Source organism: Pseudomonas trutticola BRTCR10 (assembly GCF_056155105.1).
Map to the genome: position 1 here is coordinate 3,133,767 of NZ_CM149552.1, position 23,186 is coordinate 3,156,952.

A 23,186-nucleotide genomic window follows, 5' to 3' on the forward strand; every position below is an offset into this window, starting at 1 on the left:
CAATGACACCGGTCAGTAGCCGGCACAAGGAGGGACTATGAACGCCACTGCGATTCCCGAGGGCTTTACCCCGTTTACCCGCAGCAGCCCGTTGCTTGATTTGCTTGGCCCGATTTACGCGAGGGGCAACGGGCTGCAACTGGAATTGGGATTATTGACCGACTCGCGACTCGCGACTCGCGACATGCCAATGGCCGCGGCACGTTGCATGGCGGTGTATTGGCAACACTGGCCGATGTGGGCATGGGTTACGCCATGGACAGCCTTTCGTGAATGCCTGTTTTCGGCCAGAAGCGGACGTCCATGAACCACCGTTTACAAGCTGACCCGGTCCTTCGTTGCCTAAGCTTTTGACGAGCTGGACGATGCTGACGCTGGCCGGGTCATTCGGCCTGGTCTTCCTCAAGCCTATTGCGCAGGTGGTTCAGAACCTGATGGGTAGTCTGGATAGCATCGATGTCCAACCCTTCCGCCAGCTCATTAATCCAGGGCATCTGAAGCTTCATCGCCAGATCGAATGCTTCTCTTCCAGCTTCAGTCAGGACAACCAACTGCGCCCTGCGGTGGTGTGGGTTCGGCTGAAACTCCAGCAGTCCATCCTTCACCAGATCGTTGACGATCCGCTGAACGTTTTGCCGATTCGCCCCCATGTCGCGAGCAATCCATGAAACCGGTTGTGCTCGTTCGGCGTACACAATCGTACCCAGTAGTTGCCAGCGGGCGCTTGTCAGACCTAGCTCTGCGACGAGTCGATCGCCTGCAGTAAGCAGACGCGCACTTGCTCGAAAGATCTCAAGAACCAGATCGCTCGTGGCACTTCCTGCGAGGGTGTAGTTTGTCTTTTTCATGGCGCGAATCCTTCCACGTTGACACCATGATGTCAATCGCAGTAGGTTTGGAGCGTGAAACCCAAACTGTCATCATGATTACAAGTTAGAGGTCGCCATGCTTTCTATTCGCCCCCTTGATCCGATCGTCCCCATCACTCAACAGCTGCAGTGCAGCGAAGCTCCAGTGGTATTGATCAACCTCTTCACTGTCGACACAGACGATGTACCTGATCTCCTTTGCGCATGGGAGCTGGATGCCAACTGGATGAAAAAACGTGCCGGCTTCATCTCCACGCAGCTCCATCAGGCCATCGGTGGAAGCAACATGTTCTTGAATTACGCCGTATGGGAATCGGTAGAGCGGTTTCGCGAGGCTTTCAATCATCCAGAGTTCGCCAACGCGTTGGCGCGGTATCCCTCAAGTGCCTTGGCCATGCCACATCTGTTCACCAAAGTAGCTGTGTCGAATATCTGCACGGCCTGAGTATTAACCAACTGTCTGACGGTATTAGATAAATGCTAAGACGATTACATTTGGTCTCCAGCACGCTGGCACTGCTGTGCATCGCCACCTTCTTTCTGTCGACCATTTTTGTCGAACTCATCGGATTCCGACACTCGATAGCCTCACTCAAGCACCTGATCGTGAGTCCCGGGCTTTGGATATTGGTGCCGGCAATGATTGCGACCGGTGCAAGTGGGGTGTTAATGAGTCGAAAACGACAAGGACGACTGGTCGCTTTGAAGAAGAAACGCATGCCATTCATTGCCGCCAATGGCCTGTTGGTTCTGATGCCGTGTGCCATTGTGCTCAACCAATGGGCGTCGACGGGAAGCTTCGATACGCGTTTTTACTTCGTGCAGGTAATCGAACTGATCGCAGGGGCCACCAATCTTGCATTAATGGGGCTGAATATGCGTGACGGCCTGCGCCTCAGCGGCCGACTGCTGCGGGTTGCACCTCACAGACGGTAAGCTGAATACTTGCTTCCATCTGTCTTGAAAAGCTGGGCCGAAACCTGCCATTCGTGACCGGCTGCTATCGGCTAATAGCAGTCGCTCGCGGACGGCTGCTTACGACCCAAAACTGGCATCAGGCGATGGATGCTCTTGGCCAAATAGCTTTGATTAAGCAACGAGCGTAATCTTTTGGCCTTCTCGTACAATTGAGGTAGGCAACACATGTCTGGACGGCTTTGCGTTGTATTCATTCCGGCGCTTTCGGACGCTTTGCAAAGCGCCGAAACGAACAAAGGCTCCCCACTTACAGAGTCCGAAACACTCAAAATCCGTGATAACGCGACGTGTGTTGCAGTTCCATTCGACGTCGCCCTTGATATGGAGAAAGAACGTGGTTTCCGGGATCTGGTAGCTGAGGACTGCTGGAATGAATGGCAGCGACTACGGCTCTCAACGAAGAAATGAGAGGCCGCTCTTGGCCAATCTCTGCCTGTCGTGAGGGCCGTAATCGGCCCAAAACGGAGCCTCCAAGCAAGAATGTTTGCGTCAGCTACGCTATTCCACCAAGCACGATACTGAAAGCGAGGATTGGAATGACAGTTGGCCGCAGAGATGATCTAGCCTACTCCGTCCTGTTAATCACTCCGGTTCTCCTTTTCGCCAGCATAGGTGCGAACCCGCTGTATACAGGCAGTGGTTACCTTGTCGCAGTCCCCGCGGCCGTGTTCGTACTGGGCTTGATTTTTCGAACGCCTGCCCTGTTTCTGACTGGTACGACAGCCGCGGCGGTGGCCACACTGTTGATCTACATGAACATCATCACCAGCCTCGACCACCCCGAAGGGTTGTTTGGGCTCGGGCATGTGTTCTCAATGCCCGGCATGTTGGTTGGCGCATCAGCGTCGGCCTGGCTGTTGAGATACTGCGTGAAAGCAAGTTTGCCGTGGATCGTCGCGGGCATTGGCTTTCTGGGAACTGCCTTGGGATTCATGGTCGCCCAGATGGTTGTGTGCAACATCCTGATGTATTGCGGCCCGCTTTCATTTGGGGGTTAACGCAGGAACCGAACGTCCCCTTCTGGCTGAAAGCAGGCGGGTATTACCTTGTTTCAGCTGCGTCAGGAGGCCAGCTCTCATAGAAAGAGCCGCCTACAGGGATCGGGTTGCCATCCATATGGTATGCGGCCCATGCCAGTAGGTGTGCCATGCGTTCGGCAGCAACTGGCGACAGTCCGCAAGATTCTCTGACTTCGTCTAGCCGTACTCGGCAAACATCGAGGTGGCGTCGAACCCCGGAAAATCCGCCAAGATAGAGATAGAACTCGTCGAGAAGGATACCCACACCTGGAACACCATAGGTGCCGGCCACACCTGGTGCCTCCTCATATATGGCCTTCACATCATGGCCTTCCAAGGTCGCGACAGCGGTTAGTACATCGCAAAAAGTATCTTTCATGCTGTTGCTGACCCAGAGGTCATAGCTGCTGCCGATAATGATGGGCGCGCCCATGAGTCTTACTCTGATTTCGATAATGGAATGCTGAAGAAGAGACGGATTCAGCCATGTAGCCAATTTTCAATAGGCCGTCTCCGCTCCGATTATTATCGTTTTGGGCTGGAAAAGGCCATGCGTGGACGGCAGCTCTTGGCCGATAGTGGACATTTTGGCGTTTCAGGTAAATCCGGCAAGGAGAAAGGCCGATGGACTTCATTATCGATTTGATAGCTCATCGCATCGGCGTGTTTGTGCTGGGTTTGCTGAGTGGCGGCCGTTTCAAGGGTGAGAGTGGTTTTGCCTGGGGCTGGGCAGTTGTCGTCGGTGGACTGATTCTGCTATCTCCGTTTGCAGCAGTCATAGCTGTGCTCGTTTATACCAGTGCCCCCTGATTTCATGTCTGTAATGGGTCAGAAGCTGCATTTCTCGAACGGTAGCTTTTGGCCGGTTGCTGCCGATTGCACCTTTCGCTTCCGACCAATCGCAGACTTTGCACCCAAAGGCGTCGAATTTGTCCCCTGAAATAAATCCGGCCTCATTTTTTCCTGGCATCAAACGCATACCAACTGGCGCGCCTTGCCAATGCTCCCCACCACAGTTGGAGATAACCTTCCCTTGGCTTGAATCAATCGGAAGGGGTTTTCATGAGGCAAACAAATCGTGTGGCGCTGGTAACCGGCGCTTCGTCCGGGATGGGCAAAGCTTTCGCGCAGGCTTTGCTGGACGAGGGGATGGTGGTTTATGCGGTTGCCAGACGAGTCGATCAGATGTCTGAGCTACGCCGCCAGGGAGCGATTACCCTGGCAATGGACATCACCGTCGAACAGGATATCCAGCGCGTTATGGCTCACATCAAAAAGGATCATGGTGGCGTGGACGTGCTTTTGAACAACGCAGGTTTCGGATTGTATGGTGCGATGGAAGACACCGATATTAACGAAGCCCGCTATCAGTTCGAGGTCAATTTATTCGGGCTGGCAAGACTGACGCAGTCATTGCTGCCCGATATGCGCGAACAACGCAAAGGCACAATCATCAATATCTCCTCCATGGGTGGCAAGGTGTACACGCCATTAGGCAGTTGGTACCACGCGACCAAGCATGCGCTGGAGGGGTGGTCTGATTGTCTGCGTCTGGAGCTTCACCCATTCGGGATCAACGTGGTCGTGATAGAGCCTGGGGCCATCGAAACTGAATTTGGGGGCGTATTGCTGGAGCCGATGCTCCGGCGTTCGAAAAACGGCGCTTATCAGGATTTGGCAAAGAAAGTAGCAGCCGCCACCGGGCAGTCTTTAAAACCAGGAACGCTTTCCACGCCTCAGGTCATCGTCGATCTTGTGTTGAAAGCTGTGCGTAGCTCTAATCCCAAAACCCGCTATGTGGGGGGCAAGTATGCGCGTGTGCTGATGACTATTCGCAAGTGGCTGGGTGACCGCGTTTACGACAAGATAATAATGTCTACGATGCGGTAATGGAGATAACAGAGTGAGACGGGCCACGCGATTTTCAGTACATCCCGGCTGGGCCTTGCTCATCGCTGATCTCGGCGTGAATGTTGCCGACGCTCTGAAGCTTGCCGGCCTGCCGGATGATCTTTTTGCCCGACAGGATGCGAGCCTTGAGCCGGTGGAATACTGCCGGTTCTGGCTGGCACTGGAGCAACTGACTCAAGGGGAAGAACTGCCCTTGATCATCGGCAGAGCGATTACCGCCGAAGCGTTCGATCCGTCTATTTTTGCAAGCCTGTGCAGTCCGAACCTGGAGGTCGCACTGCGACGCCTTGCGGGCTACAAAGCGCTGATTGGACCTTTGCTGCTGCACATTGACCAGCAGCCTGGCTATCTTGAGGTGCGTGTCGAATTCCCGCTGACTGTACCGTCATGGCCTTCCAGTTGCGCGATGACCGATCTCGTGTTTTTTACCCAGTTGGCACGTCTGGCAACCCGCAAACGGATCTGCCCTCTGCGCGTGCAACTACCGAATCCACCCGATAACCTTCATCCGTACCTGGAGTTCTTCGGCTGCCCGGTGGTCTCGGGGCAGGAGATCGCCATTCGGTTCAGCGATAGCGATTCGAGGAGGCCATTCCTGACGGCGAACCAGGCCATGTGGGAGTTCTTTCGACCTCTCCTCGACAAGCGCCTGAGCGAACTGGACGTCAATGCGAGCATGCGCAAGCGCGTGCGCGGCCTTTTACTGGAGCTTTTGCCCAGTGGCCAAGTGAGTATCGATGCTGTGGCTGGGCGGTTGGCGATCAGCAGGCGTTCATTGCAACGCCATCTGGAAGTTGAGGGTTGCAGCTATCAGGAGGTGCTTGTGGAGACGCGACGCAGCCTTGCCGAGCACTACCTGAGTCACTCACATATCAGCTTCGCCGAGGTAGGGTATCTACTGGGTTTCAATGACGGAAATACTTTCCACCGCGCCTTCAAGTCGTGGCTAGGAATAACACCCGGGGTATACCGCTCTCGGTCACTAGGCTTGACCTTGAGCTAAAACAACATCATCAGCGCCGCGCCCAGTGTACCGCGTACCAGACCACCTCCCGATGCGCCGCTGTAAGCAATGATCGCTGCATAATACCGGTCAGTTGCAGTGCTGAAAAAAAAGCGGCGAATGTCGTTGATGTTTTATAGCGGACAGCGCAATAGCTCGAATGATCTTTGGAGAGAACCATCAAGACGTTATCGATTGTGCGGCCCAGTGGCGGTCGTATCGCTTCAGGGGAGAAAACCCTCGAAATTCGCCGGTGGCATCCAGACCTGGATCCTTGCGAAGATCTTCTGATTGTTGAAAACGGACGCTTTCTGCACACCGAGGGTGACGAGGATGCCGACGGCATTGCTGTCGCTATCGTGCGGGTGAAGGCTGTTCGCCCGTTTGTCCTCGCGGACATGCAAGCGGCCTGTGCGAATTACTTTGAGGAGGGTTGGCTCGCATGGGAATTGAGTCATGTCAGGCCGATCACGCACCCTGTGAACATCCGGGCGGCGCGGGGTATTTACGAAGTGGACTTCGTGTTTACCGATAACGGTTGATCATCGGGGTGGGGGCGAGTGGTCGAAAACGCTCCTGATCAATACACACTTTTTCACAAAGACCTCCTCGCAACCATTCAATGGCAGAATCCCCTCAACTTGAAAGTTTTGGAGATCACCATGCTTCGTGTGTTTGAACGAAGACTCGACCCTTTTCCTCCTGACGAGGTGCCACCACCACCCAACGGTTTGGCACGTTTTCTCTGGGCCTGTACGCGGGGCGCTCGCGGTTACATTCTGGTGCTGGCGCTGCTGAGTGCCGCTGTGTCGATCTACGAGGCCTGGCTGTTTTCTTTCCTCGGGCAGGTCGTCGATCTGCTCTCGACCTGGCAGGCGGGCGGTGAAGCCGCCGTGCAGGAAAATCGCGTGTTGTGGGGCATGGGCATTGTCATGGTGACCAGTGTCGGGCTGGTGGCGTTGCGCACGATGGTGCAGCACCAGATATTGGCGATCAACCTGCCGCTGCGGCTGCGCTGGGACTTCCATCGGCTGATGTTGCGGCAAAGCCTTTCGTTTTTTTCCGATGAGTTTTCCGGCCGCGTCACAACCAAGGTGATGCAGACGGCGCTCGCGGTGCGCGACGTGCTCTTCACCCTTATCGAGATCCTCCCCGGGATTGGCGTGTATTTCATCGCGATCATCGCGCTGGCCGGCGGCTTCGCCTTGAAACTGATGTTGCCGTTCATTGGCTGGGCCGTATTGTTTGCGCTGGCCATGTGGTATTTCGTGCCGCGCCTGGGGAAAGTCGGGCAGGAACAGGCGAATGCGCGGTCGATGATGACCGGGCGTATCTCCGACGCCTACACCAACATCACCACGGTAAAGCTGTTCTCCCATTCCAACCGTGAAGCGCACTTTGCGCGGGCGGCGATGGAAGATTTCAAACTCACCGGTTTTCGCCAGATGCGTCTGGTCAGTCTGTTCGAAATCGTCAATCAGGCTCTAGTGGTGGGTTTGATCATGTCGGCGGGCGGTTATGCCTTGTGGTTGTGGCATCAGGGCGACGTTGGCGCCGGTGCAGTGGCGGCAATCACCGCCATGGCGTTGCGGATCAATGGCATGTCGAACTGGATCATGTGGCAAATGACTTCGTTGTTCGAAAGCATCGGCACGGTGCAGGACGGCATGGCGACACTGACCCAGGGCGCCAAGGTCCAGGACGCGCCGGATGCCGGCGTGCTGGTGACCTCCGGCGGCGCGGTGACTTTCGACAAGGTGCGTTTCAACTACAACGGCGAGCGTCAGGTGCTCGATGGCCTGAGCCTGAGCATTCGTCCGGGCGAAAAAATCGGTCTGGTCGGTCGCTCTGGCGCCGGCAAATCCACGCTGATCAACTTGCTGCTGCGCTTCTATGACATCGACAGCGGCGAGATTCGAATCGACGGCCAAAACATTGCCCACGTAACGCAAGATAGCTTGCGCAGTGCGATCGGCATGGTCACGCAAGACACTTCGTTGCTGCACCGTTCCATTCGCGACAACATCGCCTACGGCCGTCCCGATGCCACCGACGCGCAAGTGCGCAGCGCCGCAGCCAGCGCGCAGGCCGATGAGTTCATCAGCCAACTCAGCGACCGCCAGGGCCATAGCGGTTACGACACGCTGGTGGGCGAACGCGGCATCAAGTTGTCGGGCGGTCAGCGTCAACGCGTGGCGATTGCTCGGGTAATGCTCAAGAACGCGCCGATCCTGCTGCTGGACGAGGCCACCAGCGCGCTGGACTCGGAAGTCGAAGTGGCGATTCAGGAAAGCCTCGATGACATGATGCAGGGCAAAACCGTGATCGCCATTGCCCATCGTCTGTCGACGATCGCGGCAATGGACCGGCTGATCGTCATGGACGAAGGCCGCATTATTGAACAGGGCACTCACAGCGAATTGCTTGCGAAGAACGGCGTTTATGCGCGGTTGTGGCAGCATCAGAGCGGTGGTTTTTTGGGGGAGGACAACGGCGTGGTGGAGGCTGCCTGCATACAATGAGCCGGGAGCAAATGATTTTGCAGTAACGAATGCGGTCTCATTTACGACCGCATCTGGCAATTCAAAGCTGAGCCATCAGCACGGCTCAGCGTTCGCCAGGGTTAATGTTTCAAGGGATGTTTAATGACGAGGGATGATTCAGTGGCGAACACCGCAATGAGCATTAGTCAGCTGCAAATCGATATTCAAGAACACTTTCAAAAGTTCGAACGTGCTCCTATCAAAGCTGCATGGCGCAGGCGCGATGCGCGCAGCTGTCTGATTTGGATTGCTGCATGTCTCCCGGGCATCTTATGGGTGACTTTGGAGTTGCCCAGTGTCTCGCTTTATCAATACATCCCCGTGCTGTTTGCCATTTTGATTATCACCATGATCTGCGCGGCACGGATCGCCGATGTGTACTCTCGGATTCGCGCAGAAAGCCTCGGCGCGGACGTGAATGCTTCTCGCACTGATCGTTTGAAGTTGAGGCAAGATTGGCTGTGCATGCGTTATGAGTGTGGCCCCGGTGAGCTTGTCACCAAGGCGAGAGCCCTCAGACAGCTTTGGGAAGAACGGCAGGAAATTCGACGTTTGGCCAGTAACGATACGATGGGGCCGCGCTTCGCTGCGTTCTTTCGGTTGCCCGACTCTGCGCGTTTTATAGGATTGCTGATTGCGATCACGGCAATTATTGCCACTCTGGTGACGTTGGGAAGTAGCATCGACTCAATCTTCGACGCCTTGCAAAACTGGCGGATGCTGATCGCAAATGTGCTTGTTGCCACCTTGTTGTGCGCCGAGTTGATACTGTTGTGGATAATGCTCACGGGCATGATCCGAGAGATTGGCCCTTCGATACTGGAGCAACTCGCAGTGCTGCCACTTTCCAGTCGGCAGGTTTATCGCTACCTGTTGGCCATGCACACTGCTAGCGAGCCGAATGATCTGCAAGGGAAGTGGATTGATCGTTTATTAAGTTTTGCTGCGCTGTTTTTTATACCCATCCCGCGATTGTGCGGGCGAATAAAGGCCTGGGTCTCCTCGCGACTGTCGAGGCTGAACGCCTGACTGCAAACGTCCGCCTGACATGCGATGAGCCAAGAGGGAATTGATCAGATCGTCTGTTCGGTGGACTGCCGACAGATGTTTTCATGGATAGGGGGTGTTTCCATGCCGAAACCGACATTGCACCTGATGTGCGGCAAGATTGCCTCTGGCAAATCTACACTCGCGAAGTCACTGGCAAGCGAGCACCGCGCGATTCTTTTGAGTGAAGATCAGTGGATTTCAAGGCTCTACCCCGGCGAAGTGCAAACGGTGCAGGACTACGTGCGCTGTGCAAAACGCATTCGCCATGTATTGGGGCCTTTGGTTATCGATTTGTCAGGTGCAGGGCTTGATGTGGTTTTGGACTTTCCGGCGAATACTGTGGCGGATCGCGAGTGGCTACGAGGTCTGGCGGACGCTGCTGGATCGCCGCATTGCCTGCATTATCTGGATGTTGATGACGACACTTGCCGAGCCAGATTGCATGCTCGCAATGAGCGGGGAGGGCATGACTTTGCGGCAACTGATGCGGAGTTTGATTTGATCACTGGCTACTTTCAGATTCCGGAAGAGGTGGAGGGATTGGTGATCGTTCGGCATTGTCCGTGAGTGCCTGAGGGGGGACAGGTCAGTGCCGCCCAAGAGTTGAGTGACTGGTATCGGCCAGAAGCGGACGCTCCCGAGTATTGACTTTATCAGCGGAGATTCAGGGCTGGGGTTGAGTTGAGTTGAGTTGAGTTGAGGCAAAGCTAATCCCCAAGCTCGAATTGCTGAAACCCTACACGCCTGACGTAAACCCAAAAGTCATGTCTTGGCTCATACTGCTCCATGCATACCCTGTGAACCTGGCGCAGTTCATCTTCGTCGATCAGGATACGATCCCAGTCGAAGTCAGGGTTCGTGGAAATGGCGTAACTAGGGTAAGGTTTGTCGAGATCGAAGTGGATCGAGTAAACGAAAAACGGAGATTCCCCCGGCATGTAGGTTTCGTACAACCGCATCAGTTCGGGCATCTGTGCTTTACAGTGCTGTTCGGCGAACTTCAGTACTTGGGGTAAATCATCCCACGCAGCATTGACCGCGCGTTGCGCGGCGGCGACCCTGGCGCGAGGTGGCTCGTCATCGCGATGTTGGACGTAAATCAATCGGCTGCCGAATTGGTATTCGCATTGCCAGACACCCGATGCAGCACGCCAGTGGCCAAGCATGGATTCGGTCAGTAAGTTGATGCCCATATGGGTGCCACACAGATTAAAAGGTGTTCAGGGTACCCTCTCAAATACCGACCTGGGAAGGCCGTAGGCGTTTGGGCTATTTGCCCGAAACCCATGGGGATCTAACCGGCAGCATTGGGACGAAAGCAGCTTCTTGTAAAGGGCGGCTTTTGGCCGATTGCTGCCGCTCACGAGTGACCGCTTTCGGCCAATAGCAGCCGTGCGACTCGCCTGCTAATTAACCCATAGCGGCCGGTCAGCATTCACGGAAATCGAGAGTCTATTGCCTATCGCTGTTATGCAATCTGCTCAACCGCCGGCAGGCTGGCCCAGGTGCTCACCGGTTCACGTCGCGAGCTCACTGCCAGAAGGCGCCGGGGTTCAGAAAGTCGTGAACCCCGTTTCCATTTTAATTTACCATTCGCAGGCGGTCCGTTCCGGCGCCGCTCAGCCCACCCCTGCATTCCGAATTTCAAATGGAAGGATCCCCGCTTCATGTCCACTACTTGGTTCCGCGCACTCGCCTTGCCCAGCCTGTTAGTCCTCGCCAGCTGCACCACTGCAACGACAACCGTATCGACGCCTGTTACCTCCAAGGCCATCGAAGCCTTCGTCGACATCTGTCTGAAGACCGCCCCCTCATTCGCCGGCTCTGCTGAAGCGGCCAAGCGGTTCGGCATCAACGACCTACAGGACATGGGTTTCACGCGCATCGGCTTCACAGCGGACAAAAACCTCTCAGTGCAACTTTCCGAAAAGGAATGCGTCGTTACCACTCCGGAGCAACCCGACGACAGCCTGACCCGCCAACTGCTGAGTGCCGCGCAGGCTTACTCGCAAACGCCGGTAGCAGATCGTGTGCCATCGAAGGTGCGTATCCAGGACAACAACTTTATTCTTCAGCATGACCGAAACGGCGGTGAAGCTTATGTGCTGTTGCGGAACAAGTAATTAGCACTTATACCCCGCGTACAAAAAAAGCCCGCAAAGTGGGCTTTTTTTGTGTCGGCAATTTAACGTAAATGCCGTTCTATCTATCTGCCCCTTGAGGCCGCAATCGACCCAAAACCGGCATCAGGCGAAGGATGCTCTTGGCAACCAGCATATTCCTCGCAGATCAGCGCCATCGGCCGACAGCGTCCGGTTCGCCATGTGCAGTGAGCAAGGCGAGGGCTCAGCCAACCATCACCTCGTCCAGCGCCTGCTCAAGCGTACTCAGCGTGCGCTCGATATTGTGCAGCTTTTCCAGTCCGAACAGACCGATGCGAAAAGTCTGGAAATCGGCCGGTTCGTCGCATTGCAACGGTACTCCGGCGGCGATCTGCAGGCCGTGGCTGGCAAATTTCTTGCCGTTCTTGATGTCGGCGTCATCGGTGTAGCTGACCACCACGCCAGGCGCCTGAAAGCCCGGGGCGGCCACGCTTTTGATGCCTTTGCCGTTCAACATCGCGCGCACCTGATCGCCCAGCGCCTGCTGTTCGTCGCGGACCTTGTCGAAGCCGTAGGCTTGCGTCTCTTTCATCACTTCGTTGAAGCGTGCGAGGGAATCGCTGGGCATGGTCGCATGGTAGGCATGTCCGCCCTGTTCGTAGGCCTGCATGATCTGCAGCCACTTTTTCAGGTCGCAGGCGAAGCTGCTGCTTTGCGTTTGCTCGATGCGTTCGAGGGCCAAGGCACTGAACATCACCAGGGCGCAGCAAGGGGAGGCGCTCCAGCCTTTTTGCGGTGCGCTGATCAGCAGGTCGACCGCGCATTTGTGCATATCCACCCACAGCGCGCCTGAGGCGATGCAGTCCAGCACGAACAGACCACCGACCGCATGCACGGCGTCGCCGACGGCTCGCATGTAATCGTCGGGCAGGATAATCCCTGAGGAGGTTTCAACGTGGGGAGCGAAGACAATCTGCGGCTTCTGCGCCGCGATGGCTGCCAGCACTTCGTCCAGAGGAGGCGGGGCGTAGGCAGCCTGACGACCTGCTTCAATCGGTCGGGCTTTCAGCACCGTGGTGGCCGCCGGGATCTTGCCCGTTTCAAGGATCTGGCTCCAGCGATAACTGAACCAGCCGTTGCGAATCACCAGGCATTGCTGGTCGGTGGCAAACTGTCGCGCCACCGCTTCCATGCCGAATGTGCCACTGCCCGGAACCACCGCTACAGCCTCGGCGTTGTAGACCTGTTTCAGGGTGCTGGAAATGTTCTTCATCACGTCCTGAAACGACTGCGACATGTGGTTGAGCGAGCGGTCGGTGTAGACCACCGAGTACTCGATCAGCCCCTCGGGATCGATACTGGGATAGAGCTTTGACATAGATGACTCCTTTGGCAGAGATTTCAGTGGTATCGACCCTGCCCCAAGCGTTCAAGAGGGGCAGCAACCGACCCAATATAGCTGACCAGCGTTTTTGCGCCCCCGCCGTCAGCCAATGATGAGCGTACCGATGGCAATCACCGCGCAGGCCAGTGTCTTTTGCCCCGACCGAGAATGTAGGGTGAGAATTGGTTTCTCAGCAAAATGTACTCTTCAGTTACTGCATCGATTCAGCACTGCTTGTATCCTTGCTTCCCGAATAGGATGAATGACTGCCGCCATTGCCTTGACCCCATGTTGCTGGAGCGGAAAACCGGACTTTCCAAAAGGTAGTAACGTGAAGCGTGATTCCCACCTGGTTGTGCTTTTGCTGCTGGTCATCGGTTGTTCCCTGGCGTCTTTGACGGTCTGGAAGGTATTGGCCTCTCGAGAGCGAGCACTGGCGGAGGTCGACGTCCATGGTTTGAACCTTACCCAGGCCCTGGCGACTTACTCCGAAGGCATTGTCCGTCAGAGCTCGCTGCTTTTGCTCGGGCTCGTCGAGCGTCTGGAAACTGAAGGCAGCGGTCCTGCACAGATTCAGCGGCTGCGTGCTTTGGTCGACCGCCAGGAGCCGCTGATGCCACAGCTCAGTGGTATCACCATCTACGATAATCAGGGGCGTTGGTTGATGTCCTCCAACCGGCCTATTCCAGCAGGTGCGAACAGCAGTGATCGGGTGTATTTCATTCATCACCGCGACGATCCTTCCCGCGAGACCTTTATCGGTCCGCCCATCCAGAGCCGTTCCAACCAGGAATGGGTGATCACCGTCAGCCGGCGTTTCAATGGTCCTGGCGGCGAGTTTGCCGGCGTGGTGGCGGTTACCCTGGGGATCGAAAACTTCCTGCGATTGTTTGGGAAGATCGACGTTGGGCAGGAGGGTGCTATCGGTTTGTCCTATACCGACGGAACATTGCTCGTTCGCTATCCATTCCGTGAGCAGGACATGGGGCGCAATTTTTCCAATTCGCCCATCTATGCCAAGTATCTCGTCGATCGATCTGTCGGCACCGCCTCATTTACCTCCAGTCTGGACGGCGTGGAGCGCCTCTATGCCTTCCGCAAAAGTGACCGGCTGCCGCTGATAACGACTGTTGCTCTGGGCAAACGCGAAGCCCTCGCCGCGTGGCGAACGGAGGCATTGCTCTCGGCGGTGGTGGTAACGGGTTTGCTGGGGCTGACAGGGCTCATCGGCTGGTTTCTGATTCTGGATATCCGTCGGCGTACCGAGGCAGAAGATCAGTTGCGCGGGGCTCAGCAGCAGTTGCTTTCATCGAACCGGCAACTTGAGTTGCTGGCAATGAGGGATGCCCTGACCGGTCTGGCCAATCGGCGTTGTTTTGATGAAAGCCTTGCCATTGAGGCGCGGCGAGCACAGCGTAACGGCACGACGCTGGCATTGCTGATGATTGATATCGACTACTTCAAGCGCTTTAACGATTCCCTCGGGCATGTCGCGGGAGACGTGTGTTTGCAGACGGTGGGCAAAATCTTCGAGGGCTGCGTAAGGCGACCGTCGGATCTGGTGGCACGTTATGGCGGAGAGGAGATCGGCATCATCATGCCTGACACCGACGCTGACGGGGCCGCAGTGGTGGCGCAACTCATCCTCGACCGTTTGCAGCAAGAGAACATTGCGCACAACACCAGCCCGCTCGGTCGGCTGAGTGTGAGCATCGGGATTGCTACCGCTAGCGGCACCCGGCTGGACAATTTACAGGGGTTGATCGAAGTGGCAGATCAGGCTCTGTACAACGCCAAGGCATTGGGACGTAATCAGTTTGTGAGGGGAGGGATGTAACAAGGTGCGCTGGCTCACCGGGCTGGCACGCAAGCCCGTCCGTCCAGAACTCGGCACTCCCATGGGTTGATCGCCTCTGAACTTCAAGCACGGACTTCCCGCGCCTTGTTAGGAGAGCCAGCATGGACATTGATGAGAAAGCGCCAGGCAACACGTCTCAGCAGGAAGTGACACGCACCACGGACAATGAAACCGGGCACGACCCACGGCGCGATGAACCTGAGGTGCCGCTGCCAGCGGACGACGAAGCGCCGGTCGAAGAAGACATGAGCGACGTGGAGGCCAATAACTCGGTGTCGAGTGAGCATCCCGAGCCGAGATAGTTGGCAAAAAACACCCCCAGGTATTCCTGCGGGGTGTTTTTTTTGCCTTCAATGCCGGCATAACCGCAATGCCCTTGTGGGAGCGGGCTTGCTCGCGAAGGCGGTGTATCAGCTGAAGCAATGTGGACTGAGACGGCCCCTTCGCGAGCAAGCCCGCTCCCACATTGAATTTGTGGCGGTCTTGAGGGCAACTTTTCAGGCTTGGAAGAGCATTCCTTCAGAGGGCTGCTTTCACCTGTAAACCCACCACCAACGCATTGTCGATGTCCTGTCCGGAAAAAGCCCCCGGCTCGATGATGTACTGCAGATTCGGGCGCAGGGTCAGCCAGGGCGTTGCCTGATACCCGTAGCCGAGTTCGATCAATTGTTCGGCGCTGTCCAGATTCGGGAACGCCGTGCCGTTGTTCAGCGCGGCATCTTGCTGCACATCACGACTGCGCGGATTGGGCACCGCACGGCCGTAGCCCAGAGCGACGGTGTCACGCGGGCGGCCTTCGAACGGTTTGTACAGAACGACGCCGGTGCCGTACCACTTGCTGAACGGCGAAGCGGCTTCACTGGCCGCCGAGTATTGACCGAAGGCATGCAGACTGCGGCCCTCGGACGTCTCGGAACGCCACACCGCCTGATCGATCAGCAAATAATGACCACCACGACCGGACACTTCCTTATCGCTGCCAATGCGCTTCACATCAGAGCTGTCGTAGTAGTAGCCGACCTTGTATTCACCCGGCAATTGACCTGCGTGCTTGTACACCAGTTCGATCGGCACCACGGTGCCTGTGGTGTGTTTCGGCCCAAGGTGCCAGGCGCGGCTGGAATTGCCGTTGCTGTCGGGATCGACATTGAACGCGGCCACACGCAGTTGCCATTCAGGCGACAGATCGTATTTCACCCGCACGCCGAGGCGGGCATTGGGGTAGTTGGTCCAGCCGCTGCCGCCGGACATGTTCAGCGGATGCCCGCAGAAACCGGCGTTCATGAAGTTGCAGAGGATGCCGCTGTCGAGGCCACCGAGGTCATTGCCCATGGCCATGTAACCCAGCTTCACGTTCAGTGCCGGAGTAAACAGGCTGCGCTCGTAGCTCAGTTCGGTCAGGCGCGTATAGAGCCCACCGTAGTTTTCCTGGATCGGCAGACGGTTGCCGACCAGATCCTCGGAAGCGCTGTTGCCGCGGCGGTCGTTGATGCTCAGTTGGACCTTGCCGGCATTGTCGACGCCGTACAGTTTGCTCAGGTCGAATTGCACGCCGAGCTTGATGTTCTGCGAGTAACGGGCCGAACGGTGCAGACCGCCGTCGGCGTTATAGGCCGTCTCGCCACTGTAGTCGCCGGTGAATTTGACGCCGTCCTCGTCCATCTGGTGGCGCAAACCGCCCCAGTCGCCGGTGAGGGTATTGCGGGTCAAAAGGTTCGAATCATCGGAGGCGAAGGCGGGCAGGGCGGCGCTGCAGGTCAGGCCCAACAGCACGCCGTTGAGCCAGCCGGTATGAGTAAAACGAAACATGACAATCTTCCTGCTGAAATCTTTAGCGATAGCGCAAAGCAGTACGGCACCCGCAGGTGCCGCACTGAAAAGAAAGCGCCCGTGTTGAACACGGGCGCAGCCGCTTACGGCAAGGCGTAAGCCATCACGTAGTCGCCGCGATCGGTCGACTGACGCGCGCCACCGGCGGTGATGACGATGTATTGTTTGCCGGTTTTCGGCGAAACGTAGGTCATCGGGCCGCCCTGGCTGCCCACTGGCAGGCGGGCTTTCCAGACTTCTTCACCGTTGCCGCTGTTGAAGGCGCGCAGGTAGAAGTCCTGAGTACCGGCGATGAAAATCAAGCCACCTTGGGTCGACAGGGTGCCGCCGAGGGTCGGCAGGCCGATCTTGATTGGCAAGTGCATGCGGATGCCCAGCGGACCGGTGTCTTCGACGGTGCCAACCGGAACCTGCCAGGCGACTTTCTGGGTTTTCATGTCGATGGCGGTCAGGGTGCCGAACGGCGGCGCCTGGCAAGGAATGCCGGCGACCGACAGGAAGCGGTTCTTGTTCACCGCATACGGCGTGCCTTTCAGCGGCACAGCGCCCATGCCGGTGTTCAGCGCTTCGCCACCGGAAGCCGCCTGCGCCTTGTTCTGCGACGGGATCATCTGAATCCACAAGCCCAGACGCATGTCGTTGACGAAGATGAAACCGTGCACCGGGTCAGTGGAGATGCTGCCCCAGTTCATACCGCCCAACGAGCCCGGGAAGCTCAGGGATTTGTCGGTGCCCGGCGCGGTGTACAAGCCGTCGTAGCGCATGCCTTTGAAGTCGATGCGGCAGAGCAATTGATCGTAAGGGGTCGCGCCCCACATGTCCGATTCGGTCAGGTGCTGAGCACCGATCTGCGGCATGCCCACCGATTTTGGCTGGGTTGGCGAGTAAGGCTCGTTCGGAATGTTCGCCGCTTTGACCGGCACTTCTTTGACTTCGGTCAGCGGTTTGCCGGTAGCACGGTCGAGCACGTAGATCTGCCCGGCCTTGGTACCGATCACCAGCGCCGGTACGGATTTACCGTCCTTGGTGAAGTCGATCAGGCTTGGCTGCATCGGCAGGTCAAAGTCCCACAGATCGTTGTGCACGGTCTGGAACACCCACTTTTCTTCGCCGCTATTGGCGTCCAGCGCGAGGATCGAAGCGCCGTAGGTGTGATCGAGTTTGCTGCGCTCGACACCGTAGATGTCGGTGGAGGAACTGCCCATCGGCAGGAACACGGTGTTGGTCGCCGCGTCGTAGGACATCGGCGCCCAGCTGTTTGGCGTGCTGCGCACATAGGTGCTGCCGTCGGCCGGAGCCTTTTTATCCTGCGGATTGCCCGGGTCGAAAGCCCAACGCATGGCGCCGGTCATCACGTCGAAACCACGGATCACGCCACCCGGCATGTCGGTCTGCACGTTGTCGGCCACGCGACCGCCAACCACCACGGTGGTGCCGGCCATCAGCGGGGCGGAGGACAATTGGTAGTAGCTGTCCGGGACATCACCCAGACCGGCCTTCAGATCGACCTGACCGTTGTTGCCAAAACCCTGGCAGAACTCGCCGGTGTCAGCATCGACCGCGATCAGACGGGCGTCGATGGTGTTGGTCAGCAAGCGGCGCTGGCAATTGGCAGCGGGGGCGGGTGCCGCCTCGGGAGTGACTGGCGAGCTGCTCGGTTTGGCGACGGCGGCAGTGGCGTCGAAATACGCCATGCCACGGCAACGCTGCCAGACTTTCGACTGGGCGTTGATGGCGTTTTTCCAGAGTTCCTTGCCGGTGTCGGCATCCAGCGCGATCAGGTTGTTATGCGGGGTGCAGATGAACACCTTGTTGCCGACCTGCAGCGGGGTGAGTTGGTCTTCGGCACCGTTGCCATCGCTCAGGGCGACATCACCAGTGTGGTAAGTCCACGCCACTTTCAATTTGTCGACGTTGTTACGGTTGATCTGATCCAGCGCAGCGAAGCGGCTGCCGCCCTCGGTATTACCGTAGTGCGCCCAGTCTTTCTGCGCCTTGTCCGGCTCGACCGGGGTCAGGCCCGGGCCAGTGCCAGTGGCGGCGACAGTCGGGTGCGCAACGAACATGTTGCCGGCCGCGACAGCCACGCCGATGGCGAGTACAGCGGCCAGCGCATAAGCGCCGCGCCCTGGAACACCGCCGTTGGCACGTTTGAGCAGTGGATACACCAGCGCCACGACCACGCCGATGGCGCTGAACATGAACAGACGCGAGAACACCGGCCAGAACACCAGCCCGGCGTCGCTCACCGCCCAGATCGCTGTTCCGACCAGGAACGCCGCAAACAACCACGCGCCGGCCGGTTTGAAGCGAGCAATCAGCAGGCCGGAAACAGCCATCACCAGGCCACCCAACAGGAAGTACCACGAGCCTCCCAGGCTGACCAATTTCACGCCACCAGCAGCGAGTGCCAGACCGAGCAGGGCGATGACCACGCCCAGCCCGACCAGAATGAATTTTGATATGCCCGAGAGGCGTTGACTCTGCTTCACGTTGAATGTCCCGTTGAAATGAGGCGTGCATTATATAGATAGGTAACTATCTAGTTAAATCACTATTTCTGAGGGAAGCGTAGTTCGCTGCTCAAAACCGTGCCAACAGGGGGAGCGGTGCAATGGCTATAGCTCGACGCAATTATCCAAAGGTCGTGGAAAGCGCTGTTTATGTCAGAAGGTCTGGTACTTATGACAGCTCTAAAAATTCTCCAATGATTCGGCGATTAACCGACATACGGCAGGAGTCAGAGCTTTCCCTCCACACAATCAGACATATGCATATGCCCTTTTAGTCTTTGATTCCCGATCGGTTTCCCGCTCAACTGGCGCCTTTTTGATAGGGAGCTATTGATGTCCGAGCGCTGCGAGGTAGTCGTTCTGGGGCTGGGTGCCATGGGCGCCGCGACGGTGTATCAGTTGGCGAAAGCAGGCGTGAATGTTGTCGGCATCGACCGCCATCATCCTCCGCACAACCTTGGATCGAGCCATGGCGATACGCGTATCACTCGATTGTCGGTGGGTGAGGGCGCGCAATATGTGCCGATCGTGCGCAACTCCCACCGCATCTGGCGCGAACTGGAGGCGCTGACGGCCGAGTCGCTGTTCGAACAGTCCGGGCTGTTGGTGCTGACGTCGAGCCCCGAGTTCGATCCCGATGACAAAACCGACTTCACCTTGCGCACCATCGGTCTGGCGCAGACCTATGGCATCGAGCACGAAGTCCTGAGCGCCGCGCAGATTCGCCAGCGTTTTGCGCAATTCGCCAACGTGCACGACACGGCCATCGGCTACTTCGAGCCGGGCGGCGGTTTCGTCCGCCCGGAACGCTGCATCGACGTACAGCTCAGACTCGCCGAGCAGCATGGGGCGATTCTGCACAAAGGTGAAACGGTCACCGATATCAGCTCTGACGAGCAGGGCGTCACCGTCACGACAGACCGTCGCACGCTGTCTGCCAACAAACTGGTGATCAGCGCGGGCAACTGGAGTGGCGAGCTACTCGGCAAACCGTTCGAAAACCTGCTCAGCGTCTACCGGCAGAAATTGTTCTGGTTCGAGCTGGAAGAAAACGCCGAACTGGTCGGCCATTCTCCGACCTTTATCCTCACCCACGGTCGCGGCGACGATAAAGTCAATTACGGCTTTCCCGCGTTGCCCGGCGAAGGCAGTCTGAAAATCGCCACGGCGCAATACCACACCGCGACGTTGCCGCAAGACATCGACCGCACCGTCTCGGCGGCCGAAGAGCAGGCGATGTACGAGCATCAGGTGCGCGGCCGAATCGCTGGCGTGACTTCGACGGTGCTCAAGTCTGCGGTCTGCGCCTACACAGTGACGCCGGACCGCCATTTCATCATCGACGAACATCCGTCCCTGCAGCACACCTTGTTCGTGTCAGCCTGTTCCGGCCATGGTTTCAAACACTCCGCCGCACTCGGCGAGGCATTTGCGCAGTGGTGCATGCGTGGATCGACCGACCTGGATCTGTCCTCTTTCTCCCTGAAACGCTTCGAAGGAAAACTATCGTGAAACGCGCCGCTTTTTCCGTTGCACTGCTGCTCGCCGCCATGGGCTCGGCCTCAGCCGAAACCCTGAAAATCGCCGTGGTGCCGGTGCCGCATGCCGAAATTCTCGAGTTCCTCAAACCTGAGCTGGCGAAAGAAGGCGTGACGCTGGACGTCAAAGTGTTCTCTGACTATATCCAGCCGGACCGGCAGACCGACGAAGGTCTGCTCGACGCCAACTACTTCCAGAGCAAGCCTTACTACGATGCTTACAAAAAGGATCGGCCAAGCAGCGACCAGGTGCCGATCGTGGCGGTGCACATCGAACCGTTCGGTGCCTACTCGAAGAAGATCAAATCCATCAGCGAGCTCAAGGATGGTGCGACCATTGCCATCCCCAACGACCCGACCAACTCCGGCCGCGCGCTGCTGCTGATCGCCAGGCAAGGACTGATCACCCTCAAGGATCCGGACAACATCATGGCGACCCGCCTGGACATCGTCAGCAACCCCAAACACTTGAAGTTTCAGGAACTGGAAGCCGCGATGCTGCCGCGAGTGCTGAACCAGGTTGACCTGGCACTGATCAACGCCAATTACGCGCTGGAGGCGAAACTGGAGCCGCACAAGGATGCTCTGTTTATCGAAAGCTCGGAGTCACCGTATGCCAATTACCTCTACGTGCGCCGCGACAAGGCCAACGCCCCGGCGGTGCAAAAGCTCGGTGCCTTGCTGAATTCGCCACAAGTGAAGCAATTTATTCTTGAGCGCTATCACGGCGACGTTGTGCCGGCGTTCTGATTCAGTCGGGAACCGTCGCAGAGGTTGGCGGTTCCCTTGATCGACCCACTTGCCTATCCCGCAGCAAAATAATTTGAACCGCCCCCCAGCGCGCTCACCCTAATGATCAGCTTGTGATCAATTGCACAGGCGTTGTGCCAATACCGGCATACTCCGAGAGGTGATCAGCGTGGCTAAAGACGAAAAGAAAGGCAAAGGTGAAGCTTCGAAAGCCAGCAAGGATTTGAAGGACAAAAAGTCATCACCTGAAAAGAAATCCGCAGCGGCCTCGGCGCTTTCAAAATCTTCCGACAAGAAAGACAAGAAAAAAGACGCCGAACCGAAAAAGTCTGCAAAGAAAGCTGACAGCAAGCCAGACAAGGCCAAGGACTCGAAAAAGGCTGAAAAGCCTGCGAAAAAGAAAAAGTGATATCCGCTGTCTGCCAGGGCTTTACGCCCTGGCTGACTTGACCGTGTTGCTAGGCAGTCGGGATTGATCGTCCGCTAGTGCATTTTCAAAGCCAACACTTTTGTTCCCGCGCAAGCTCTGACGTAACCTCTTGCGAATCAGCCGCCCACCTGCTCAGGCGCGCTTTGGCAGTTTCCAGTTCGGGCGAATGAAATGGCAGGTGTAGCCATTGGGGATGCGCTCCAGATAATCCTGATGCTCTGGTTCCGCTTCCCAGAAAGGTCCCGCGGGTTCGATTTCGGTGACCACTCGACCTGGCCACAGTTTTGAGGCGTCAACGTCGGCGGCGGTGTCTTCGGCGATGTCGCGTTGCTGTTCGCTGAGGTAGTAGATCGCCGAACGGTAGCTGGGCCCGAGGTCGTTGCCCTGACGGTTGGGCGTGCTCGGGTCGTGAATCTGGAAGAAGAATTCGAGAATCTGCCGATAGCTGATCACGGCAGGGTCGAACTCGATTTCGATGGCCTCGGCGTGATTGCCATGGTTGCGGTAGGTGGCGTTCGGCACATCGCCGCCGGTGTAACCGACGCGCGTGTGCAGCACACCGGGGTACCGCCGCAGCAGATCCTGCATGCCCCAGAAGCAGCCGCCGGCAAGAATGGCAGTTTCGGTTGGTGCGGTCATGGTGTGTCCTTCCTCTCGGGGGGGAACATTGGGTATAGCCATGGTTATGAGGGCATGCTGAGCAATTCCAAGACCGCACCGCGCAAATAGTCAGCGAGCGTGACGATTGGTCGGTCGCTCGAGTCCCAAATGCTCGCGCAGGCTCGAGCCGCTGTATTCGTGGCGGAACAGTCCGCGCTGTTGCAGCAACGGCACCACGCCCTCGACGAAGTCATCCAGCCCCTCAGGCAGGAACGGCGGCATGATGTTGAAACCGTCGGCAGCCTGTTCGACGAACCATTGCTCCAGGGTATCGGCCACGGTTTTCGGCGTACCGATCACGGTGTGGTGCCCGCGTGCCCCGGCGACTTTCAAATACAGCTGACGAATGCTCAGGTTCTCCCGACGGGCCAGATCGATGAACAGGGCCTGACGGCTTTGCATCGAGTTGCTCAGTGGCAGTTCCGGCAAGGGACCGTCGAGATCGTATTCGGAAAGGTCGAAGCCACCGGCCATGCCCGCAAGCATCGCGAGCCCGACCCGGGGTTCGACCAGGTCCTGCAACTGTTGATATTTGTCTTCCGCTTCGCTCTGCGTCCGGCCGATCACTGGCGAAATCCCCGGCATGATTTTCAACTGATCGGGCCGGCACTGATGTCCGGCACGGCGATACGAATTTCCTTGACCGTATCTGCCAGCGTCAGACTGGACACCAGCACTGCGGCCAGGGCCAGCGCAATTTTCGGAAGGGAGATTCTGCATGGCGAAGTCGTTCGATTCACACGGATGC

26 protein-coding genes and 1 pseudogene are annotated in these 23,186 nt (G+C 57.3%); 18 read left to right on the top strand and 9 right to left on the bottom strand.

What is annotated here, in order from left to right:
- Nucleotides 1–37: 37 nt before the first annotated feature.
- Nucleotides 38–258: pseudogene (locus tag ACVVH8_RS13995) on the top strand (PaaI family thioesterase); the annotation flags it as partial.
- Nucleotides 259–383: 125 nt separating this feature from the next.
- Here ACVVH8_RS13995 and ACVVH8_RS14000 read toward each other — a convergent pair.
- A complete protein-coding gene (locus tag ACVVH8_RS14000; RefSeq protein WP_475230862.1) occupies nt 384–848 on the bottom strand; it encodes a MarR family winged helix-turn-helix transcriptional regulator in 465 nt (154 codons plus the stop codon).
- Between the two features lie 97 nt (nt 849–945).
- On the opposite strand from ACVVH8_RS14000, the gene ACVVH8_RS14005 reads away from it, so the two are divergent.
- The 4 genes from ACVVH8_RS14005 to ACVVH8_RS14020 all read left to right on the top strand — a co-directional run bounded on the left by ACVVH8_RS14005 (nt 946) and on the right by ACVVH8_RS14020 (nt 2,845).
- Nucleotides 946–1,314, top strand: a complete 369-nt coding sequence (locus ACVVH8_RS14005) for an antibiotic biosynthesis monooxygenase family protein (RefSeq protein ID WP_475230864.1) — start codon at nt 946–948, stop codon at nt 1,312–1,314.
- Nucleotides 1,315–1,346: 32 nt separating this feature from the next.
- Complete coding sequence (locus ACVVH8_RS14010) at nt 1,347–1,805, top strand: hypothetical protein (RefSeq protein ID WP_475230866.1); 459 nt, start codon at nt 1,347–1,349, stop codon at nt 1,803–1,805.
- A gap of 207 nt (nt 1,806–2,012) precedes the next feature.
- Nucleotides 2,013–2,255 carry a hypothetical protein gene (locus ACVVH8_RS14015; RefSeq protein ID WP_249412129.1) on the top strand — a complete coding sequence of 81 codons (243 nt, stop codon included), beginning with the start codon at nt 2,013–2,015 and terminating at the stop codon, nt 2,253–2,255.
- A 128-nt stretch (nt 2,256–2,383) separates the two neighbouring features.
- Nucleotides 2,384–2,845, top strand: a complete 462-nt coding sequence (locus tag ACVVH8_RS14020) for a hypothetical protein (RefSeq protein WP_103301937.1) — start codon at nt 2,384–2,386, stop codon at nt 2,843–2,845.
- 43 nt (nt 2,846–2,888) lie between these two features.
- On the opposite strand, the gene ACVVH8_RS14025 is transcribed toward ACVVH8_RS14020, so the two are convergent.
- Nucleotides 2,889–3,299: a hypothetical protein gene (locus tag ACVVH8_RS14025; RefSeq protein ID WP_103301938.1), complete on the bottom strand. Its 411-nt coding sequence runs from the start codon at nt 3,297–3,299 to the stop codon at nt 2,889–2,891.
- Nucleotides 3,300–3,490: 191 nt separating this feature from the next.
- Between ACVVH8_RS14025 and ACVVH8_RS14030 the strand changes: the two genes are divergently transcribed.
- The 7 genes from ACVVH8_RS14030 to ACVVH8_RS14060 all read left to right on the top strand — a co-directional run bounded on the left by ACVVH8_RS14030 (nt 3,491) and on the right by ACVVH8_RS14060 (nt 9,940).
- On the top strand, nt 3,491–3,676 hold the full coding sequence (locus ACVVH8_RS14030; RefSeq protein WP_103301939.1) for a hypothetical protein: 186 nt from the start codon (nt 3,491–3,493) through the stop codon (nt 3,674–3,676).
- A gap of 252 nt (nt 3,677–3,928) precedes the next feature.
- Nucleotides 3,929–4,756, top strand: coding sequence for an oxidoreductase (locus ACVVH8_RS14035; RefSeq protein ID WP_475230868.1), 828 nt, complete (start codon nt 3,929–3,931; stop codon nt 4,754–4,756).
- Between the two features lie 55 nt (nt 4,757–4,811).
- A complete protein-coding gene (locus ACVVH8_RS14040; RefSeq protein ID WP_475230870.1) occupies nt 4,812–5,780 on the top strand; it encodes an AraC family transcriptional regulator in 969 nt (322 codons plus the stop codon).
- A 167-nt stretch (nt 5,781–5,947) separates the two neighbouring features.
- Nucleotides 5,948–6,322: an ASCH domain-containing protein gene (locus tag ACVVH8_RS14045; RefSeq protein WP_213028625.1), complete on the top strand. Its 375-nt coding sequence runs from the start codon at nt 5,948–5,950 to the stop codon at nt 6,320–6,322.
- Nucleotides 6,323–6,442: 120 nt separating this feature from the next.
- Nucleotides 6,443–8,302 carry an ABC transporter ATP-binding protein gene (locus ACVVH8_RS14050; protein ID WP_401296070.1) on the top strand — a complete coding sequence of 620 codons (1,860 nt, stop codon included), beginning with the start codon at nt 6,443–6,445 and terminating at the stop codon, nt 8,300–8,302.
- A gap of 156 nt (nt 8,303–8,458) precedes the next feature.
- Nucleotides 8,459–9,352 (top strand): hypothetical protein, encoded by an 894-nt coding sequence (locus tag ACVVH8_RS14055; protein WP_103302439.1) that lies wholly within the window; start codon nt 8,459–8,461, stop codon nt 9,350–9,352.
- Nucleotides 9,353–9,454: 102 nt separating this feature from the next.
- Nucleotides 9,455–9,940 (top strand): P-loop nucleotide/nucleoside kinase family protein, encoded by a 486-nt coding sequence (locus ACVVH8_RS14060; RefSeq protein ID WP_475230872.1) that lies wholly within the window; start codon nt 9,455–9,457, stop codon nt 9,938–9,940.
- Nucleotides 9,941–10,080: 140 nt separating this feature from the next.
- Here the strand turns inward: ACVVH8_RS14060 and ACVVH8_RS14065 are convergent, their stop codons facing one another.
- Nucleotides 10,081–10,566, bottom strand: coding sequence for a hypothetical protein (locus ACVVH8_RS14065; RefSeq protein WP_213028628.1), 486 nt, complete (start codon nt 10,564–10,566; stop codon nt 10,081–10,083).
- 474 nt (nt 10,567–11,040) lie between these two features.
- On the opposite strand from ACVVH8_RS14065, the gene ACVVH8_RS14070 reads away from it, so the two are divergent.
- Nucleotides 11,041–11,496, top strand: coding sequence for a hypothetical protein (locus ACVVH8_RS14070; RefSeq protein WP_103301944.1), 456 nt, complete (start codon nt 11,041–11,043; stop codon nt 11,494–11,496).
- 223 nt (nt 11,497–11,719) lie between these two features.
- Here the strand turns inward: ACVVH8_RS14070 and ACVVH8_RS14075 are convergent, their stop codons facing one another.
- The gene (locus ACVVH8_RS14075; RefSeq protein ID WP_475230874.1) at nt 11,720–12,853 is read right to left on the bottom strand and encodes an aminotransferase class V-fold PLP-dependent enzyme; all 1,134 of its coding nucleotides are present in this window, start codon (nt 12,851–12,853) and stop codon (nt 11,720–11,722) included.
- Nucleotides 12,854–13,190: 337 nt separating this feature from the next.
- Here ACVVH8_RS14075 and ACVVH8_RS14080 point away from each other — a divergent pair, with 337 nt between their 5' ends.
- Together ACVVH8_RS14080 and ACVVH8_RS14085 are read left to right on the top strand one after the other, a co-directional pair.
- Nucleotides 13,191–14,696: a sensor domain-containing diguanylate cyclase gene (locus tag ACVVH8_RS14080; protein ID WP_475230876.1), complete on the top strand. Its 1,506-nt coding sequence runs from the start codon at nt 13,191–13,193 to the stop codon at nt 14,694–14,696.
- 122 nt (nt 14,697–14,818) lie between these two features.
- Nucleotides 14,819–15,019, top strand: a complete 201-nt coding sequence (locus ACVVH8_RS14085; protein WP_213028631.1) for a hypothetical protein — start codon at nt 14,819–14,821, stop codon at nt 15,017–15,019.
- Nucleotides 15,020–15,236: 217 nt separating this feature from the next.
- Here ACVVH8_RS14085 and ACVVH8_RS14090 read toward each other — a convergent pair whose 3' ends face one another.
- Both ACVVH8_RS14090 and ACVVH8_RS14095 read right to left on the bottom strand, forming a co-directional pair.
- On the bottom strand, nt 15,237–16,526 hold the full coding sequence (locus ACVVH8_RS14090; RefSeq protein WP_475230878.1) for a carbohydrate porin: 1,290 nt from the start codon (nt 16,524–16,526) through the stop codon (nt 15,237–15,239).
- Between the two features lie 104 nt (nt 16,527–16,630).
- Nucleotides 16,631–19,039, bottom strand: a complete 2,409-nt coding sequence (locus tag ACVVH8_RS14095) for a glucose/quinate/shikimate family membrane-bound PQQ-dependent dehydrogenase (protein WP_475230880.1) — start codon at nt 19,037–19,039, stop codon at nt 16,631–16,633.
- A gap of 354 nt (nt 19,040–19,393) precedes the next feature.
- Here ACVVH8_RS14095 and solA point away from each other — a divergent pair, with 354 nt between their 5' ends.
- From solA to ACVVH8_RS14110, 3 genes are all read left to right on the top strand, one after another.
- Nucleotides 19,394–20,572 carry an N-methyl-L-tryptophan oxidase gene (gene solA / locus ACVVH8_RS14100; RefSeq protein WP_475230882.1) on the top strand — a complete coding sequence of 393 codons (1,179 nt, stop codon included), beginning with the start codon at nt 19,394–19,396 and terminating at the stop codon, nt 20,570–20,572.
- On the top strand, nt 20,569–21,348 hold the full coding sequence (locus ACVVH8_RS14105; RefSeq protein ID WP_103301951.1) for a MetQ/NlpA family ABC transporter substrate-binding protein: 780 nt from the start codon (nt 20,569–20,571) through the stop codon (nt 21,346–21,348). Before solA ends, ACVVH8_RS14105 begins: the two co-directional genes overlap by 4 nt.
- A gap of 169 nt (nt 21,349–21,517) precedes the next feature.
- Nucleotides 21,518–21,757, top strand: coding sequence for a hypothetical protein (locus ACVVH8_RS14110; RefSeq protein WP_103302441.1), 240 nt, complete (start codon nt 21,518–21,520; stop codon nt 21,755–21,757).
- A 153-nt stretch (nt 21,758–21,910) separates the two neighbouring features.
- Here the strand turns inward: ACVVH8_RS14110 and msrA are convergent, their stop codons facing one another.
- The 3 genes from msrA to ACVVH8_RS14125 form a co-directional block, all read right to left on the bottom strand.
- The gene (gene msrA / locus ACVVH8_RS14115) at nt 21,911–22,417 is read right to left on the bottom strand and encodes a peptide-methionine (S)-S-oxide reductase MsrA (RefSeq protein WP_103301952.1); all 507 of its coding nucleotides are present in this window, start codon (nt 22,415–22,417) and stop codon (nt 21,911–21,913) included.
- A 90-nt stretch (nt 22,418–22,507) separates the two neighbouring features.
- Nucleotides 22,508–23,032, bottom strand: a complete 525-nt coding sequence (locus tag ACVVH8_RS14120) for an LLM class oxidoreductase (RefSeq protein WP_475230884.1) — start codon at nt 23,030–23,032, stop codon at nt 22,508–22,510.
- On the bottom strand, nt 23,029–23,178 hold the full coding sequence (locus ACVVH8_RS14125; protein ID WP_475230886.1) for a hypothetical protein: 150 nt from the start codon (nt 23,176–23,178) through the stop codon (nt 23,029–23,031). Before ACVVH8_RS14125 ends, ACVVH8_RS14120 begins: the two co-directional genes overlap by 4 nt.
- Between the last annotated feature and the right edge of the window lie 8 nt (nt 23,179–23,186).

Excerpts from the sequence above, each read along its gene's own strand:
- ACVVH8_RS14000 (WP_475230862.1), bottom strand. The coding sequence starts at position 848 with ATGAAAAAGACAAACTACACCCTCGCAGGAAGTGCCACGAGCGATCTG.
- ACVVH8_RS14005 (WP_475230864.1), top strand. The coding sequence starts at position 946 with ATGCTTTCTATTCGCCCCCTTGATCCGATCGTCCCCATCACTCAACAG.
- ACVVH8_RS14010 (WP_475230866.1), top strand. The coding sequence starts at position 1,347 with ATGCTAAGACGATTACATTTGGTCTCCAGCACGCTGGCACTGCTGTGC.
- ACVVH8_RS14015 (WP_249412129.1), top strand. The coding sequence starts at position 2,013 with ATGTCTGGACGGCTTTGCGTTGTATTCATTCCGGCGCTTTCGGACGCT.
- ACVVH8_RS14020 (WP_103301937.1), top strand. The coding sequence starts at position 2,384 with ATGACAGTTGGCCGCAGAGATGATCTAGCCTACTCCGTCCTGTTAATC.
- ACVVH8_RS14025 (WP_103301938.1), bottom strand. The coding sequence starts at position 3,299 with ATGGGCGCGCCCATCATTATCGGCAGCAGCTATGACCTCTGGGTCAGC.
- ACVVH8_RS14030 (WP_103301939.1), top strand. The coding sequence starts at position 3,491 with ATGGACTTCATTATCGATTTGATAGCTCATCGCATCGGCGTGTTTGTG.
- ACVVH8_RS14035 (WP_475230868.1), top strand. The coding sequence starts at position 3,929 with ATGAGGCAAACAAATCGTGTGGCGCTGGTAACCGGCGCTTCGTCCGGG.
- ACVVH8_RS14050 (WP_401296070.1), top strand. The coding sequence starts at position 6,443 with ATGCTTCGTGTGTTTGAACGAAGACTCGACCCTTTTCCTCCTGACGAG.
- ACVVH8_RS14055 (WP_103302439.1), top strand. The coding sequence starts at position 8,459 with ATGAGCATTAGTCAGCTGCAAATCGATATTCAAGAACACTTTCAAAAG.
- ACVVH8_RS14060 (WP_475230872.1), top strand. The coding sequence starts at position 9,455 with ATGCCGAAACCGACATTGCACCTGATGTGCGGCAAGATTGCCTCTGGC.
- ACVVH8_RS14065 (WP_213028628.1), bottom strand. The coding sequence starts at position 10,566 with ATGGGCATCAACTTACTGACCGAATCCATGCTTGGCCACTGGCGTGCT.
- ACVVH8_RS14070 (WP_103301944.1), top strand. The coding sequence starts at position 11,041 with ATGTCCACTACTTGGTTCCGCGCACTCGCCTTGCCCAGCCTGTTAGTC.
- ACVVH8_RS14075 (WP_475230874.1), bottom strand. The coding sequence starts at position 12,853 with ATGTCAAAGCTCTATCCCAGTATCGATCCCGAGGGGCTGATCGAGTAC.
- ACVVH8_RS14085 (WP_213028631.1), top strand. The coding sequence starts at position 14,819 with ATGGACATTGATGAGAAAGCGCCAGGCAACACGTCTCAGCAGGAAGTG.
- ACVVH8_RS14090 (WP_475230878.1), bottom strand. The coding sequence starts at position 16,526 with ATGTTTCGTTTTACTCATACCGGCTGGCTCAACGGCGTGCTGTTGGGC.
- solA (WP_475230882.1), top strand. The coding sequence starts at position 19,394 with ATGTCCGAGCGCTGCGAGGTAGTCGTTCTGGGGCTGGGTGCCATGGGC.
- msrA (WP_103301952.1), bottom strand. The coding sequence starts at position 22,417 with ATGACCGCACCAACCGAAACTGCCATTCTTGCCGGCGGCTGCTTCTGG.